Here is a 15,497-nt window from a genome sequence, read left to right on the forward strand (position 1 = left end):
TGTCAACGGGCGGGCGCCCGTCTGCGACGCTGTCGGACCATGGCCGGGGTGGCCGGACCGGTCCGTTTTGCGCGCCGATATGGCAAAATCTGTGACAATTCCCACCTGATATCAATATGGTGAGCGCGACACACGGGATCACGATCATGAGCATTGACGACAAAACCAGAACGGAACTCGAGGCCGCGGTCTTCCGGCGTCTCGTCAGTCACCTGCGCAACCGCACCGATGTGCAAAACATCGACCTGATGAACCTCGCCGGCTTCTGCCGCAACTGCCTGTCCAACTGGATGAAGGAAGAGGCCGACGCCAAGGGCCTTGCCGTGAGCAAGGACGAGAGCCGTGAGGCGGTCTACGGTATGCCGTATGAGGAATGGAAGGCGAAGTATCAGGGCAGCGCGACGCCGGAGCAACTCGCGGCGATGAAGAAAGCCCAAAGCGGGCATTAAGCCGAGCAACGTCATTCCGGGATGGTGCGTTAGCACCAGACCTCAGGTGCGCAATTGCGCATCGGGGAATCTCGAGATTCCGGGTTCGATGCTGCCGCATCGCCCCGGAATGACGTTTATACCTGAAAGACCAGCATCTCCTGTGGGCGCGCTGTGGATGAGCGCGATGTTTCCTTGACGGAACGCGCGCCAAAATCGAGGGTCGCCCGCAGCAAGCGGTGCGCAAGGCGCGTATTCGCGTAACATTTCGATGCCAGTTCAGGAGTGCGCGATGGCCACCACGTCTGCCGCCGTCAAGGAAGAGCCCGCAACGCGATTTGCCAAGGACCAGCTCAAGTCCATCATCGAGCGCATCGAGCGGCTGGAAGAAGAGAAGAAGACGATCTCGGACGACATCCGCGACGTTTATGCCGAGAGCAAGGGCAACGGCTTCGACGTCAAGGCGCTGCGCGCCATCATCCGTCTGCGCAAGCAGGATCCGAACGAGCGCCAGGAGCAGGAGACCATCCTGGAGACCTACATGCAGGCGCTGGGGATGCTCTGAGGCGGCCAGCGGCCACCCCTGCTGGCGTTTGCCAAGGGCGCCCCCAAAGGCGTCCTCCAAGGCGCGCCCCTCAAAGGCTCAGGTCAAAGCTGCTGGAAGGCCTCCTGTCGAGGCTTGGGTGAAATCCCGGGATTTGCTACACTGCCGGCGAGGTAACCGGGCAGATCGTTCAGATGGACGTGCCAGGACCAGAGCGCCGGCTCGCTGCGGTCCTCGCCGCCGACATGGTCGGCTATAGCCGCCTGATGGAGGCTGACGAGACGGGCACCCTTGCGCGCCTCAAAACCCATCGCATCGAGCTGATCGATCCGGCCATCGCCAAGAATCGCGGCCGCATCATCAAGACCACCGGCGACGGCCTGCTGGTCGAATTCCACAGCGTCGTCGATGCGGTGCTGTGCGCGGCCGAGGTCCAGAGCCGGATGGCGAAGCGCAACGCCGACGTCGCGCCGGCGCGGTGGATGCAGTTTCGCATCGGCATCAATCTTGGCGACGTGATCGTTGACGGCGCCGATATCTTCGGCGACGGCGTCAACGTCGCGTCCCGTCTGGAGACGCTGGCCGAGCCCGGCGGCATTTGCATTTCCGGCGCGGTGCGCGATCAGGTCGGCGATCGCCTGGAAGATCTGAGCTTCGAGGATCTCGGCGACCAGACCGTCAAGAACATCGCGCGCCCGATCCGGGTTTTTCGCGTTCATCTCGAATCCGGTGCCAGGCCCGTTCCGGAGCACCCGAGTGCGGTGGCCGCCCCTGTCGTCGCCAAGAAGCCTTCCATCGCCGTGCTGCCGCTCGTCAACATGAGCGGCGATCCCGAGCAGGAATTCTTCGCCGACGGGCTCACCGAGGACATCATCACCGAGCTGTCGCGCTTCCACGATCTGCTGGTGATCTCGCGCAACTCGAGCTTCGTGTACAAGGGCAAGGCCGTGAAGGTGCAGGACGTCGCGAAGGAATTCGCCGTCGACTATGTGCTGGAAGGCAGCGTGCGGAAGGCGGGCGGCCGGATCCGCGTCACCGTGCAGCTGATCGACGCCGTGGCCGACCGGCACGTTTGGGCCGAACGCTACGACCGCGAGCTTGCCGACATCTTCGCGATCCAGGACGAGATGACGCGCGCGATCGTGGCGACCTTGCCGGGGCGCGTCGAGGCTGCCGCGCATGACCGCGTCAAGCGCAAGCCGACCGACAACATGGCGGCCTACGAGTGCGTGCTTGCCGCCAAGGTGCTGCATCATCGCTCGGCACGGGACGACAACGCGGAGGCGCAGCGCCTGCTCGAGCGGGCCATCGTGCTTGACCCAAACTATGCCCATGCCCACGCCTGGCGGGCCTGCGTGCTCGGCCAGACCTGGGTCTACAACTGGTGCACCGACCGCGACGCGACCATGGCGCAGGTCGCCGCAGAGCTCGAGATCGCGCTCAAGCTCGACGACAATGACAGTGACGTGCACCGGATCCTCGCCGCGCTGAACCTTAACCGCGACGACCACGACAAGGCGGCCTTCCACCAGGAGCGCGCGCTCGCGCTGAACCCGAACTACGACCTCGTGGTCGTGCAGCAGGGCGAGCTCCTGACCTGGCTCGGGCGGCCCGAGGAGGGCATCGACTGGATCAAGCGGGCGATGCGCCTCAATCCGTTCCATCCGGAGCGCTTCTGGAGCCATCTCGGCCGGGCCTGCTATTGCGCCGAGAAATACGCCGACGCCGTCGAGGCGTTCTCGCGCATCACGCGCCCCGACCACACCCATCATGCCTTCCTCGCGGCGACCTTCGCGCAGATGGGCAACACGGTGGCGGCCTCTGCCCACGCCGCCGAGGTGCTGAAGCGCGAGCCGACCTTCTCGGTTGCCGCGCATCTGACAACCCAGCGCTACAAGTATGAGCCCGATCGGGCACGCTACGAGGCCGGCCTGCTCAAGGCAGGGCTGCCGGCCTGAAGGGGCGGAAAGCTATCTTGTCGGCAGAAGCGCGGCTCAGCGCAGCGAGGCGGTGCGGAGCACGAAGGACTGGGTCGTCAGGAGGGCGGTCGCCGAGCCCGAGAAGCGGTCGCAGGTCATGCCCATCATCGGATCTTCCGAGAAGGTCATGACGACGGCGGCCTGCGGCTTCACGAAATGAGCCCGCATCATGGTCATGTCGGTGTCGCCAAGCACCGTGGTCAGCATGGCATTGCTGGCGCTCGGCGCCAGCATCACCACGCGCATCCAGATATCGTTGCCCTTGGCAGCCGAGATCCGCGCGGAGGTGGTGATCACGCCCTGGCTCGGTGCGCCCTTGGCAACGACGGTGTTGATTTCGGTGCTAGGGACCGCACCATTGCGCGTCGGGCGCACGTTGCGCGGGATCGGCGCGGTCGCTGCGACGATGTTGGCCCGATCGACCGGCGAGGCCGCGGGCGCATAGGCCAGCGCCTTGTTGAAGTTTTCGGTTGTCGTGCTCGCAGTGGTCTGCGGATCGCTACCGCCGACCGCCTCGCGGGCCTTCAGCGCGGCAATCTGCGCCGCCGACGCCTGCTTCGGCGCCTCACCCTCGTCACCCCAGAAGCCGCGGGCATTGATGATGTCGGCAGGGGATTGCGGCGCGGTGTTCTCGGCCACCTGCACCACTTGCACCGCCGGCTTCGCCTTCGGCATCGGCACGAGCTGGGCGTCGGCGGCGGCGAGCTGGATGGCGGCGGCGAACTGCGGCTTGGCGCGCGGCAGCGGAACCGGATCGGCGGCTTTGGCGGGCGCGGCGGCAGCCACCACGGTGTTGGCGGCGGGCTTGTCGTTCACGCTGGCCGCGCCTTCGTCTTCATCGTCACTCGACTTGCCGCCACCGAACAGCTTCGCGAACAGGCTCGGCTTGCCGATGGTCGCGGCATCGTCACCATTGCCGCGGCGCTCGATATCGGCCTTGGCAAGCTCATAGCCCTTGAGCGGCGTGCCGTCGGTCGGGACATGGACGGTGCGGCCGTCGGGGAACACCTTGACCAGCTGATCGCGGGTCATGCGCGGCCAGTGGCGGATGCTGCCGGTGTCGAGATGGACGAACGGCGAGCCCGAGGTCGGATAGAAGCCGACGCCGCCGCGCTGCAGGCGGAGGCCGGCGTAGCGGATCTGCTCCAGCGGCACGCCCGGGATGAAGAAGTCCATCGCATGCCCCAGCATGTGCTGGCTGTGGCGCGCGACGCCCGAGGAGCGGCGGCGGAGCATGGCGTTGGTGGCAGGGGCGCGATAGGCGGAGATGATCTGGATCGGCTGCTTGCCGCCGACGTCGTTATAGACGTCCCACAGGATGTCGAAGAGGTGACGGTCCATCACCGTTTCATCCTGGGAACGCCAGTCGCGCAGGAAGTGGTTGAGCTGCTTCAGCGCGCCTTCGTCGTAGCGGCCCTCGCGCTTGAAGGTGACGGTGAGGTCTTCGCCGGAATGGGTGTGGTGGAAGGAGAGGGTGCGGGTCTGGTTCAGCGCGGTGGCATCGTGCACCGATCCTGCGCCCGCCAACAGCAATAGCGCAGTCAGGCCGACTTGGTATCCGGCCTTAGGCAACGACAGCGGATTGCAGCGGCGTGCGAAGACAGCCAGCACTATGAGCCCACCCAGTCGACGAGCGTTCGGTCGGCATCTTTCGCAGACCCCCTGCGGAAGACGGTGAACGCTTTCTTAAAGCGGGAGGGTTAACCGAGGTTTACCGACCCGCCCCCAAGTTAGGCTTAACTAACTGGGCGACTGTGGCAAAAGATAGCCATGCTCCCCGGCCGAGACCCGAAATGGTTAACGTAAACGATCTCGCCTTTTGAGCGAGATCGTTGATTTTGCTTCAAAATTTATCCCAATCGGGCCGAAATGCAGACTAGCGGGTGATCACCCGGCGCTGCTGCTGGGCCTGCCCACGACGGATCGGCTGCGGCTCCGGCTGTCCGAATCCCCCGAACAGCCGCTCGAAGAAGTTTGGTCCGGAGGAGCCAAAGCCGTTGTCGCCGGCGACATTGACGCCGGCGGGCAGGCTGCTGCTCGGCGGACGCGAGTAGCTCGGCTGGGCGTGCGCCACCACCGTCTCGAGATCCTTGCCGCGGTTGTTCCTGAGCAGCGACAGCATGCTGGCATCGCGGCCGTAAACGTCCCTGCGCAATTGCAGCTTGCCGGCATCGTCCACGAACGCGGTCTGGTAGGTGATGTTCACCGGGATCGGCGTCGGGAATTTCAGGTCGACCTCGCTCGAACCGTACATGCTGCGGATCCGCTCCGGCGTGTAGTGCTGGTTCGGCTCGGTAATGTTGAGCAGGACGGCGGCGTACTGATCGGGATTCTGCACGCGCATGCAGCCGTGGCTGAAAGCGCGCTCGTCCTTCGCGAACAGGTACTTGTCCGGCGTGTCGTGCTGATAGACCAGGAACTTGTTCGGGAAGTTGAAGCGGATGCGGCCGAGCGCGTTGGCTTCACCCGGCGGCTGCGAAATGTGGATCGAGCCGTCGCGGTTGCGCTCGAGCCTGAGGCCCATGCGCTGCAGCACCGTCGGATCCTGCTGCAGGGCCGGCAGATATTCGTTGTAGATGATCGACGGCGGCACGTTCCAGGTCGGATTGACCGTGATGTACTTCATCGTCTCGGTCAGAAGCGGCGTGGCATGCTGGCCGGGCTTCCCGGTGACGACGCGGGTGGTCCAGACCGGCGCGCCGTTCTGCATCACCTTCAGCGTGTAGTCCGGGATGTTGAGGATCACATAGGCATTGCCGACACTGGCCGCGCCGAGCTGGCGCGGCAGCCAGCGCCAGCGCTCCATGTTGACGATCACGGTGTCGATCTGCCGGTCGCGCTTCGGATTGTTCAGCGCCTTGACCGTGCGCTCGTCGAGAACGCCGGTCGGCTTGAGGTCGACGCTGCTCTGGAATTTCTCCACCGCCCGCGCGACCGTCGCGTCATACTTGGTGCTGTCGGCATCCTCGGTGATGCCGAGCTTGTTGCGCAGGTCCGGCACGCGCGGATCGTCCATCTCGACCGCGGCCTGCTTCTTGCGCGCCGGCAAATATTTCAGCGTCGGACCGTCCGCGATCGTGATGACCGGACCGTCGCCCTGGCCGCGCAACTCGGCGAGCTTCTTCTTCAGCTCCTTGTAGAGCTTCTGCGGCGGGTTGTAGCCGTCGAGCGCGGCGGAGGCGTCCTTGGCGGAGGTCACATTGGCGAACACTTCCGCCGGATCGATCGGGTGCTCCGGATAGAGAATGTCCGCCGACACCTGCGACCAGTGCATGCGGCCGCTCTGGGCCTGGCGGGCGTAGTCCAGCATGCTGGCGGCGAGCTTCAGCTCGGCGTCGGCCAGCGCGTCCGGCGAGGTCGCCGCGGCGAAATCCGGCACCGGATAGTCTGATGCATCGAGGCCGTCGGCGGCCGCGTCCTTCAGGCGGGCGATGACGCCCTTGCCGGCGTCGGTCAGCTTGCCGGCCTTGGTGAACACCGGCGCGTATTCGCGAGCCGAATAGAACTTCTCGGCCGCTGCGCGCTCGTTCTTGCGGTCAAAGCTACGCAGCGACTTGCTGGCGAGCAGTTCGCGCAGCTTGTCGGCAACCGGCTGATCCTCGGCAGCAACGTTGCTTGCCGCCTTCGCCGGTTCGCCCGCCGGCGCTGCGGCGGTCGCGGGAGCAGGAGCTGTGGTCGGCGCCGCTGCCGTTGCAGGCGCGGGGCTTGCGGCAGGCGCGGTGGCCGTTGCAGGGGCGGGGGTGGCCGCCGCCGGCGCGACGGCGGTATCGGTCTTTGGCGCGTCGGCGGGCTTCGTCGCCGGCGCGGTTACGGCATCGGCGGGCATCGGCTCGACGGCCTTTGCAGTCGCGCTCGGCTCTGCCGGCTTGGCGTCGACCGGCTTTGTCTCAGCAGGCTTGGCTTCGGTGGCGTGCACATCCGCTGGCTTCACGTCGGCCGGCTTGGCTGCATCGGGCAGCGCGGCGGTGGTGTCGGCCTTGAAATCGCTTGCGGTGGGGGGCGGCACGTTGGCCGGTTCGGGGCGCGGGATCGCCGCGTCGATCGCGAGTTCCGAGGCGCTGGAGTGCGGCGTGTCCTGCGCGAAGGCCGCGGTCGCGGACACCGTGAGGAAGGTTGCCGCGACGGCCATCAATACGCGGTCAAATCCTCGACGGTTGTTCGAACAGTCACGCATCGTCACACCCCCTGGGTGAAACTGCCCCTCATCAAGCTGGAACAGTTCAAATCAGAATTTGGTTTCATAGCTTGCGCGAAAGCGCCGGCCTCTCGATCGACTCGCACGCCTGCACACAACGAACGCAGACGATACCTTTGCCCCTCTCATGCAGCCAGCGCCATGCGGGGCAACTCACGACAAACTGACCTCGAAGCAGCTGATTTCGCTCCGGGCTGTGCGTTTTTGCCACGCGGCACAGCCTTTGTCTGTCACCGCCACGACACGGTTCAAAAGGTTCCCTGGTGCGGCCTGTCGGCCTCGAGAGCTAAGTGGCGTCGCTTGCGCGCGCGCCGGCCGCAGCTTCGTCGAGCTTGCGGTAGAGCGTCGAGCGGCCGATCTTGAGGCGGCGCGCGACCTCCGACATCTGTCCGCGATAATGCGAAATCGCGAAGCGGATGATCTCGTTCTCGAGATCTTCTAAAGGGCGCACCTCGCCCGCGGCATTGAGCATGGAAAGGCCGCCGGCGGTTGGCAGGGAGGCGACAACCGGTATTTCATTACCGGAAATCATGGCGGGGGCCGTGGAAGGCGACACCACGAGCGGCTCGCCCTGCAGCGATTTGCCGTCCGGCGCCGGATGCGCTGTTCCTTGCGGGAAATCGGCGAGCCCGAGCTGGTCGCCATCGCTCATCACCACGGCGCGATACACCGTGTTCTCGAGCTGGCGGATGTTGCCCGGCCAGTCGAGCTGCGAGAGGTGGGCCATCGCCTCGCCGCTGATGCCGGTGATGTTGCGGTTCTCCTCGGCGCAGAATCGCGCCAGGAAATGCCGCAGCAGATGCGGGATGTCTTCGCGCCGCTGTCGCAGCGCCGGAATGGTCAGCGGCAGCACGTGCAGGCGATAGAACAGGTCCTCACGGAACTGGCCGCCTTTCACGAGATCGAGCAGCTTGCGGTTGGTCGCCGAGATGATGCGAACATCGACCTTGACCGGCTTGCGGCCGCCGACCGCCTCGACGGTGCCTTCCTGCAGGGCGCGCAGCAATTTCACCTGCGTGGCCAGCGGCAATTCACCGACCTCGTCGAGGAACAGCGTGCCGCCATGCGCTTCGACGAACTTGCCCTGATGGCGCTCGGTGGCGCCGGTGAAGGCGCCCTTCTCGTGGCCGAACAGGATCGATTCGACGAGATTGTCCGGGATCGCGCCGCAATTCACCGCAACGAACGGCCTGGCCTTGCGCTCGCTGCTGCCGTGAATGGCGCGCGCGAACAGTTCCTTGCCGACGCCGGATTCGCCCTCGATCAGCACCGGGATCGTCGAGGACGCGGCCTTTTGCGCGGTGCGCAGCACCCCGGCCATCGCCTCGCTGCGGGTGATGATGTCGGAGAAGGTCAGCCGGCCCTCGCGGCTGTGGCGGATCCGCTGCAATTCGCCCTTCAGCGCCGAGGCGTTGAGGGCGTTGCGCAGGGAAACCTGCAGCCGCTCGAAGCCGACCGGCTTGACGACGAAATCCTGGGCACCGGCGCGCATCGCCGACACGACATTGTCGATGCCGCCATGCGCGGTCTGCACGATGACCGGGACGGTCAAACCAGCTTCACGAATTTTTGCGAGGACTCCGAGACCGTCGAGGCCCGGCATCACGAGGTCGAGCACGACGGCGTCAATCGCCTGCGTCTCGGATGCGGTCAGGGCCGCGATCGCCGCGTCGCCGCTGTCCACGACGAGGGGCTCATAGCCGCACTTCTGCACCATGTTTTCAACCAAACGGCGCTGTACTGCGTCGTCATCGGCGATCAAAATGGTGGCAGCCATGGTTTTCCCCGCACGCTACGTTTATTTGTCTCGAATCGGGGCAATGTCGCCGATGCCGATTAACGCACTCTTAAATGTTGCAAACCCGCATTCATTCCGCCGCCGCCGACATCTTTCCGACTGAACTAAGGTTACGAACAAGATGACCTCGCGCTCCAAAACTGCATCCAACAAGTCTGCCCTCGGCAAGGCCGCTCTCCGCAAGGAAGCCGCGTTGCGCAAAACGGCCGCGCAACGCAAATCGTCCGCAGGCGGTCCGGCGGCGAAAAAGGCAGCCAGCAAGACCGGCAAGCTTCCGGAATGGAATCTGGCAGATCTCTACTCCGGAATCGATGCGCCGGAGGTCGCACGCGACTTGCAGAAAATGGACGCAGATTGCGTCGCGTTTGAGACCGACTACAAGGGCAAGCTTGCCGAAAATACCGCCAAGGAAGGCGGCGGAAAGTGGCTGGCCGAGGCGATCAGGCGCTATGAGGCGATCGACGATTTGGCTGGCCGTCTCGGCTCTTACGCCGGCTTGGTCCATGCCGGCGACAGCGTCGATCCCGCGATTTCGAAATTCTACGGCGATGTCTCCGAGCGGCTGACCGCCGCGTCGGTGCATCTGTTGTTCTTCTCGCTCGAGCTCAATCGCGTCGACGACGACGTGATCGAGCGCGCGATGGCCGAACCGGAGCTCGGCCATTACCGGCCGTGGATCGAGGATCTGCGCAAGGACAAGCCGTACCAGCTCGAGGATCGCGTCGAGCAGCTGTTCCAGGAAAGGCGCAAAGCGGCTACGCGGCCTGGAACCGGCTGTTCGACCAGACCATCTCCGGTCTGCGTTTCAAGATTGGCGGCAAGGAGCTCGCGATCGAGCCGACGCTGAACCTGCTGCAGGACAAGGCGGGGGACAAGCGCAAGGCTGCCGCGCAGGCGCTCGCCAAGACCTTCAAGGACAATGAGCGCAGCTTCGCGCTGATCACCAACACGCTCGCCAAGGACAAGGAAATCTCCGACCGCTGGCGCGGCTTCCAGGATGTCGCAGATTCCCGCCATCTCAACAACCGCGTCGAGCGCGAGGTGGTCGATGCGCTGGTCGCCTCGGTGCGCGCGGCCTATCCGAAGCTGTCGCACCGCTATTACGCGCTGAAGGCCGGCTGGTTCAAAAAGAAGAAGCTGCCGCACTGGGACCGCAACGCCCCGCTGCCGTTCGCGGCGACCGGCACCATCGCCTGGCCCGAGGCGCGCAACATGGTGCTGTCGGCCTATAGCGGCTTCTCGCCCAGGATGGCCGAGATTGCCGAGCGCTTCTTCGACGATCGCTGGATCGATGCGCCGGTCCGTCCCGGCAAGGCGCCCGGCGCGTTCTCGCATCCGACCACGCCGTCGGCGCATCCCTATGTGCTGATGAACTATCAGGGCAAACCGCGCGACGTGATGACGCTGGCGCACGAGCTCGGTCACGGCGTCCATCAGGTGCTGGCGGCGAAGAACGGCGCGCTGATGGCGCCGACGCCGCTGACGCTGGCGGAAACCGCAAGCGTGTTCGGCGAGATGCTGACCTTCAAGCGGCTATTGTCCCAGACCAGGAACGCCAAGCAGCGCCAGGCGCTGCTCGCGGGCAAGGTCGAGGACATGATCAATACCGTGGTGCGGCAGATCGCGTTCTATTCATTCGAGCGCGCGGTTCATACCGAGCGCAAGAACGGCGAACTCACCGCCGAGCGGATCGGCCAGATCTGGCTCAGCGTGCAGGGCGAGAGCCTGGGGCCGGCGATCGAGATCAAGCCGGGCTACGAGACGTTCTGGATGTACATTCCGCACTTCATCCACTCGCCGTTCTACGTCTATGCCTATGCGTTCGGGGATTGCCTCGTGAACTCGCTCTATGCGGTCTATGAGCACGCGTCCGAAGGCTTTGCGGAGCGCTATCTCGACATGCTCGCCGCCGGCGGCACCAAGCACTATTCCGAGCTGCTGCGGCCGTTCGGGCTCGACGCCAAGGACCCCAAATTCTGGGACGGCGGCCTGTCCGTCATCGCCGGCATGATCGACGAACTGGAGGCGATGGGCTGAGGCCCATCGGCGTTCCGGCCGGGCCGGGCGGCAGCCGGTCCCGTGCCAGTTTCGTTCGGCGTTTTTTGCGCCTGGCGGCATGATCGTTCCATGATGCCTGCGTTTGGGAGGCCAATCCTGCCGAGGGGCTGCCGCGGCGTCGTCGCTCGAACGTGGATCGGGGACGATTTGCGCTTCAAATCGCCCGATCGGGACCGCGCCGTTGCCCTGCCTATCCGTTTGCGGTAATGGCTCGCGGAGGACGCGAATTTCTGACTGGGGACAGCGATGGCAGACCATAGCGAAGTGGCCTACACGACCGCCGACGGCAACGATTACGTGGCGCATGAGCAGACCTATGAAGGGTTTCTCATGCTGGTCAAATGGGGCACCATCAGCGTCGCCATTATTCTCGCCTTGATGGCCTATTTCCTGGTCTGATCCTTAGATCGGCTAGCGGCGCCGCCGTCCCGCGGCGGTGCCGGAATTGCTGTCGAAACCCGGATGTAAAAACCGGGTATCCAAATCTGGCGAAAATAACGCTAGTTTGAAGACGCGTGCGCCGCTCGCGCCGCCGGAGGGCCCATGAAGATTGCCGTTGCCAAGGAAATTGATCCGTCCGAGCCGCGGGTTGCGGCCTCGCCCGATACCGTGAAGAAGTTCAGGGCACTCGGCGCCGAGGTCGCGGTCGAGCCGGGCGCGGGCATCAAGTCGGGCCTTCCCGATTCGGAGTTCACCGCGGTTGGCGCCACCGTCAGCGCGGACGCGCTCAAGGACGCCGACATCATCATCAAGGTGAAGCGGCCGGAAGCCTCCGAACTTTCCAAATACAAGCGCGGCGCGCTGGTCATCGCGATCATGGATCCCTACGGCAACGAGGCCGCCCTGAAGGCGATGGCCGATGCCGGCGTGTCCGCCTTCGCGATGGAATTGATGCCGCGCATCACCCGCGCGCAGGTGATGGACGTCTTGTCCTCGCAGGCCAATCTGGCCGGCTACCGCGCCGTGATCGAGGGCGCCGAGGCGTTTGGCCGCGCCTTCCCGATGATGATGACCGCCGCCGGCACCGTTCCGGCCGCCAAGGTGTTCGTGATGGGCGTCGGCGTCGCCGGCCTGCAGGCGATCGCGACCGCGCGGCGGCTCGGGGCCGTCGTCACCGCGACCGACGTGCGCCCGGCCACCAAGGAACAGGTCGAATCGCTCGGCGCGAAATTCCTCGCCGTCGAGGACGAGGAATTCAAGAACGCGCAGACCGCCGGCGGCTACGCCAAGGAAATGTCCAAGGAGTACCAGGCCAAGCAGGCCGCGCTGACCGCTGAGCACATCAAGAAGCAGGACATCGTGATCACGACCGCGCTGATCCCCGGCCGTCCGGCACCAATGCTCGTCACCGGCGAGATGGTGAAATCGATGAAGCCCGGCTCGGTGCTGGTCGATCTCGCGGTCGAGCGCGGCGGCAATGTCGAGGGCGCGAGGCCCGGCGAAGTGGTCGAGACCGATGGCATCAAGATCGTCGGCTACACCAATGTCGCCGGCCGCGTCGCAGCGTCGGCCTCGGGGCTCTACGCGCGCAACCTGTTCTCGTTCATCGAGACGATGGTCGACAAGGCCAACAAAGCGCTCGCGGTCAATTGGGACGACGAGCTGGTGAAGGCCACTGCGCTGACCAAGGACGGCGCCGTCATCCATCCCAACTTCCAGCCGAAGTAAGGAGAGAAGCCATGGAGCATCTCGCGCAGGCCGTCGATCCGTTCGTGTTCCGGCTGTCGATTTTCGTGCTCGCCGTGTTTGTCGGCTATTTCGTGGTGTGGTCGGTGACGCCGGCGCTGCATACGCCGCTGATGAGCGTGACCAACGCGATCTCGTCGGTGATCGTGGTCGGCGCGCTGCTTGCGGTCGGCGTCGGCATGGTCTCGAGCGGTTCGGGCTGGGCCCGCGGCTTCGGCTTCGTCGCGCTGATCTTCGCCTGCGTGAACATCTTCGGCGGCTTCCTGGTCACCCAGCGCATGCTCGCGATGTACAAGAAGAAAGCCAAGTGAGCGGCAATCACCTCGGGGTGATGAGGATTTTGGGGGACCTGAGATGAGCGCCAATCTCTCTGCACTGTTGTATCTCGTGGCGGGGGTGCTGTTCATCCTGTCGCTGCGCGGCCTGTCGAGCCCGGCGTCGTCGCGCCAGGGCAACATGTTCGGCATGATCGGCATGGCGATCGCCGTCGGCACCACGCTGGCGAGCCATCCGCCGGCCGACGGCGTGGCCTGGGTGCTGGTCATCCTCGCGGTCGCGATCGGCGGCGGCATCGGCGCCGTCATCGCGCGCCGGGTGCCGATGACCTCGATGCCCGAGCTCGTCGCCGCGTTCCACTCGCTGGTCGGCATGGCCGCGGTGCTGGTCGCCGCCGGTGCGTTCTATGCGCCCGAGGCGTTCGACATCGGCACGCCCGGCCACATCCATCCGCAGAGCCTGGTCGAGATGTCGCTCGGCGTCGCGATCGGCGCGCTGACCTTCACCGGCTCGGTGATCGCGTTCCTGAAGCTGTCGGCACGGATGAGCGGCGCGCCGATCATCCTGCCGTTCCGCCACGTCATCAACATCGTGCTGGCGCTGGCGCTGGTGTTCTTCATCGTCGGCCTCGTGATGAGCGGCAGCGCGCTCGACTTCTGGCTGATCACGATCATCGCGCTGGCGCTCGGCGTGCTGATGATCATTCCGATCGGCGGCGCCGACATGCCGGTCGTGATCTCGATGCTGAACTCGTACTCCGGCTGGGCCGCGGCCGGCATCGGCTTCACGCTCGGCAATTCGGCGCTGATCATCACCGGCGCGCTGGTCGGCTCCTCCGGCGCGATCCTGTCCTACATTATGTGCCACGCGATGAACCGCTCGTTCATCTCGGTGATCCTCGGCGGCTTCGGCGGCGAGACCGCCGCGGCCGGCGGCGGCTCGGGCGAGCAGAAGCCCGCCAAGCTCGGCTCGGCGGATGACGCCGCCTTTATCATGAAGAACGCCTCGAAGGTCATCATCGTGCCCGGCTACGGCATGGCGGTGGCGCAGGCCCAGCACGCGCTGCGCGAGATGGCCGACATCCTGAAGAAGGAAGGCGTCGAGGTGAAATACGCCATTCACCCGGTGGCGGGCCGCATGCCCGGCCACATGAACGTGCTGCTGGCCGAGGCCAACGTGCCCTATGACGAGGTGTTCGAGCTCGAGGACATCAACTCGGAGTTCGCCCAGGCCGACATCGCCTTCGTGATCGGCGCCAACGACGTCACCAACCCGGCGGCGGAAGAGGACAAGACCTCGCCGATCTACGGCATGCCGGTGCTGCAGGTCTGGAAGGCCGGCACCGTGATGTTCATCAAGCGCTCGCTCGCCTCGGGTTATGCCGGCATCGACAACCCGCTGTTCTACCGCGACAACACCATGATGTTGCTCGGCGACGCCAAGAAGGTCACCGAGAACATCGTCAAGGCGATGTAAGGCGGTAGCGATGGCGCTGAACCGGGAGTGGCATCGAGCGCATCGCATGCCGCTCCAGGCGACGCGCGAGCAGCGCATCAAGTGGCACGTCGCGCATGCGGCGGCGTGCGCGTGCCGACCGGTCCCCGACAGCATCAAGGCGGACGTCGAGAAGCTGCTCAAGCTCCACGGCAAGACATAGCCGCGGCCACCGCTGATGGCGCTGGCACTCGCAATCCTGAAATGGTTCCTGATCGCCGCGGTCGTCGTCTATCTCGGCGGGCTCGCGGTGCTCTACGTCAAGCAGCGCGAGCTGCTGTTTCCGATCCCGCCGGTCGGACGGACTGCGCCGGCAGCCGCGGGCCTTCCCGAAGCGGAAGAGCATGTCCTGACCACGGGCGACGGCGAGAAGGTCATCGTCTGGCACGTGCCGGCGAAGCCGGGCCGGCCCGTCGCGCTGTTCTTTCATGGCAATGGCGATTTCCTTGCCGGGCGCGTGGCGCGCTTCAAGGCCATCACGGCCGACGGCACCGGGCTGGTGGCGCTGTCCTTTCGGGGTTACGCAGGGTCGAGCGGGTCTCCGAGCGAGCAAGGACTGCTGCAGGACGCCGCAGCGGCTTACGCCTTCACCATCGCGCGCTACCGCGCCGAGCAGATCGTGGCCTGGGGTTTCTCGCTCGGCAGCGGCGTTGCGGTCGCGCTCGCCGCCGAACATCCCCTCGGCAAGCTGATCCTGGAGGCGCCCTACACATCAACGGCTGACGTCGCCGGTGCGCATTTCTGGTATGTGCCGGTCAGCCTCCTGATGCGCGATCAATTCCACTCCGACCGGCTCATCGCGCAGGTCAAGGCGCCGCTCCTGATCATGCATGGCACCGACGATCCGGTGATCCCGATTCGCTTCGGCGAGCGCCTGTTCGATCTCGCCCATGAGCCCAAGCAATTCGTGCGACTGCCCGGTGGCGGGCACGACAATCTCGACGATTTCGGTGCGATGGCGACGGCGCGGCGGTTTATCGGCGCCGCAAGAGGCTGACGGCGGCGATTGTCTGTCGCATAATCGCGCCACCGAAGTGAG

Annotated in this window: 12 protein-coding genes and 1 pseudogene; 10 read left to right on the forward strand and 3 right to left on the reverse strand. The window is 65.3% G+C overall.

Annotated elements, in window-relative coordinates:
- Positions 1-146 precede the first annotated feature (146 nt).
- The 3 genes from ACZBJS_RS26960 to ACZBJS_RS26970 all read left to right on the forward strand — a co-directional run bounded on the left by ACZBJS_RS26960 (position 147) and on the right by ACZBJS_RS26970 (position 2,930).
- Entirely contained in the window at positions 147-449 is a 303-nt protein-coding gene (locus ACZBJS_RS26960) for a DUF1244 domain-containing protein (RefSeq protein WP_050422684.1), read from the forward strand.
- A gap of 271 nt (positions 450-720) precedes the next feature.
- Positions 721-993, forward strand: coding sequence for a DUF2312 domain-containing protein (locus ACZBJS_RS26965; protein WP_016841616.1), 273 nt, complete (start codon positions 721-723; stop codon positions 991-993).
- A 173-nt stretch (positions 994-1,166) separates the two neighbouring features.
- Complete coding sequence (locus ACZBJS_RS26970; protein ID WP_076828030.1) at positions 1,167-2,930, forward strand: adenylate/guanylate cyclase domain-containing protein; 1,764 nt, start codon at positions 1,167-1,169, stop codon at positions 2,928-2,930.
- Between the two features lie 36 nt (positions 2,931-2,966).
- On the opposite strand, the gene ACZBJS_RS26975 is transcribed toward ACZBJS_RS26970, so the two are convergent.
- The 3 genes from ACZBJS_RS26975 to ACZBJS_RS26985 form a co-directional block, all read right to left on the reverse strand.
- Positions 2,967-4,562: a peptidoglycan L,D-endopeptidase MepK gene (locus ACZBJS_RS26975; protein ID WP_316396088.1), complete on the reverse strand. Its 1,596-nt coding sequence runs from the start codon at positions 4,560-4,562 to the stop codon at positions 2,967-2,969.
- Positions 4,563-4,827: 265 nt separating this feature from the next.
- Positions 4,828-7,125: a L,D-transpeptidase family protein gene (locus ACZBJS_RS26980; RefSeq protein WP_316396089.1), complete on the reverse strand. Its 2,298-nt coding sequence runs from the start codon at positions 7,123-7,125 to the stop codon at positions 4,828-4,830.
- 307 nt (positions 7,126-7,432) lie between these two features.
- Positions 7,433-8,923, reverse strand: a complete 1,491-nt coding sequence (locus ACZBJS_RS26985) for a sigma-54-dependent transcriptional regulator (RefSeq protein WP_316396090.1) — start codon at positions 8,921-8,923, stop codon at positions 7,433-7,435.
- A 142-nt stretch (positions 8,924-9,065) separates the two neighbouring features.
- Here ACZBJS_RS26985 and ACZBJS_RS26990 point away from each other — a divergent pair.
- The 7 genes and pseudogenes from ACZBJS_RS26990 (at position 9,066) to ACZBJS_RS27020 (ending at position 15,455) form a co-directional block, all read left to right on the forward strand.
- A pseudogene (locus ACZBJS_RS26990) lies at positions 9,066-10,981 on the forward strand (M3 family oligoendopeptidase).
- A 267-nt stretch (positions 10,982-11,248) separates the two neighbouring features.
- Positions 11,249-11,401: an aa3-type cytochrome c oxidase subunit IV gene (locus ACZBJS_RS26995; RefSeq protein ID WP_092080774.1), complete on the forward strand. Its 153-nt coding sequence runs from the start codon at positions 11,249-11,251 to the stop codon at positions 11,399-11,401.
- A gap of 144 nt (positions 11,402-11,545) precedes the next feature.
- Positions 11,546-12,670, forward strand: coding sequence for a Re/Si-specific NAD(P)(+) transhydrogenase subunit alpha (locus ACZBJS_RS27000; RefSeq protein WP_229192827.1), 1,125 nt, complete (start codon positions 11,546-11,548; stop codon positions 12,668-12,670).
- Between the two features lie 11 nt (positions 12,671-12,681).
- A complete protein-coding gene (locus tag ACZBJS_RS27005) occupies positions 12,682-12,999 on the forward strand; it encodes a proton-translocating transhydrogenase family protein (protein WP_016841609.1) in 318 nt (105 codons plus the stop codon).
- 43 nt (positions 13,000-13,042) lie between these two features.
- Positions 13,043-14,440: an NAD(P)(+) transhydrogenase (Re/Si-specific) subunit beta gene (locus ACZBJS_RS27010; protein WP_253638613.1), complete on the forward strand. Its 1,398-nt coding sequence runs from the start codon at positions 13,043-13,045 to the stop codon at positions 14,438-14,440.
- Between the two features lie 10 nt (positions 14,441-14,450).
- Positions 14,451-14,621 carry a hypothetical protein gene (locus ACZBJS_RS27015; protein WP_200844487.1) on the forward strand — a complete coding sequence of 57 codons (171 nt, stop codon included), beginning with the start codon at positions 14,451-14,453 and terminating at the stop codon, positions 14,619-14,621.
- A gap of 15 nt (positions 14,622-14,636) precedes the next feature.
- Positions 14,637-15,455: an alpha/beta hydrolase gene (locus ACZBJS_RS27020; protein WP_168855435.1), complete on the forward strand. Its 819-nt coding sequence runs from the start codon at positions 14,637-14,639 to the stop codon at positions 15,453-15,455.
- Positions 15,456-15,497: the final 42 nt, after the last annotated feature.

The organism is Bradyrhizobium sp. KZN70725 (genome assembly GCF_055264925.1).

Coding starts and splice junctions, on each gene's coding strand:
- ACZBJS_RS26960 (WP_050422684.1), top strand. CDS start 147: ATGAGCATTGACGACAAAACCAGAACGGAACTCGAGGCCGCGGTCTTC.
- ACZBJS_RS26965 (WP_016841616.1), top strand. CDS start 721: ATGGCCACCACGTCTGCCGCCGTCAAGGAAGAGCCCGCAACGCGATTT.
- ACZBJS_RS26970 (WP_076828030.1), top strand. CDS start 1,167: ATGGACGTGCCAGGACCAGAGCGCCGGCTCGCTGCGGTCCTCGCCGCC.
- ACZBJS_RS26980 (WP_316396089.1), bottom strand. CDS start 7,125: ATGCGTGACTGTTCGAACAACCGTCGAGGATTTGACCGCGTATTGATG.
- ACZBJS_RS26985 (WP_316396090.1), bottom strand. CDS start 8,923: ATGGCTGCCACCATTTTGATCGCCGATGACGACGCAGTACAGCGCCGT.
- ACZBJS_RS26995 (WP_092080774.1), top strand. CDS start 11,249: ATGGCAGACCATAGCGAAGTGGCCTACACGACCGCCGACGGCAACGAT.
- ACZBJS_RS27000 (WP_229192827.1), top strand. CDS start 11,546: ATGAAGATTGCCGTTGCCAAGGAAATTGATCCGTCCGAGCCGCGGGTT.
- ACZBJS_RS27005 (WP_016841609.1), top strand. CDS start 12,682: ATGGAGCATCTCGCGCAGGCCGTCGATCCGTTCGTGTTCCGGCTGTCG.
- ACZBJS_RS27010 (WP_253638613.1), top strand. CDS start 13,043: ATGAGCGCCAATCTCTCTGCACTGTTGTATCTCGTGGCGGGGGTGCTG.
- ACZBJS_RS27015 (WP_200844487.1), top strand. CDS start 14,451: ATGGCGCTGAACCGGGAGTGGCATCGAGCGCATCGCATGCCGCTCCAG.
- ACZBJS_RS27020 (WP_168855435.1), top strand. CDS start 14,637: ATGGCGCTGGCACTCGCAATCCTGAAATGGTTCCTGATCGCCGCGGTC.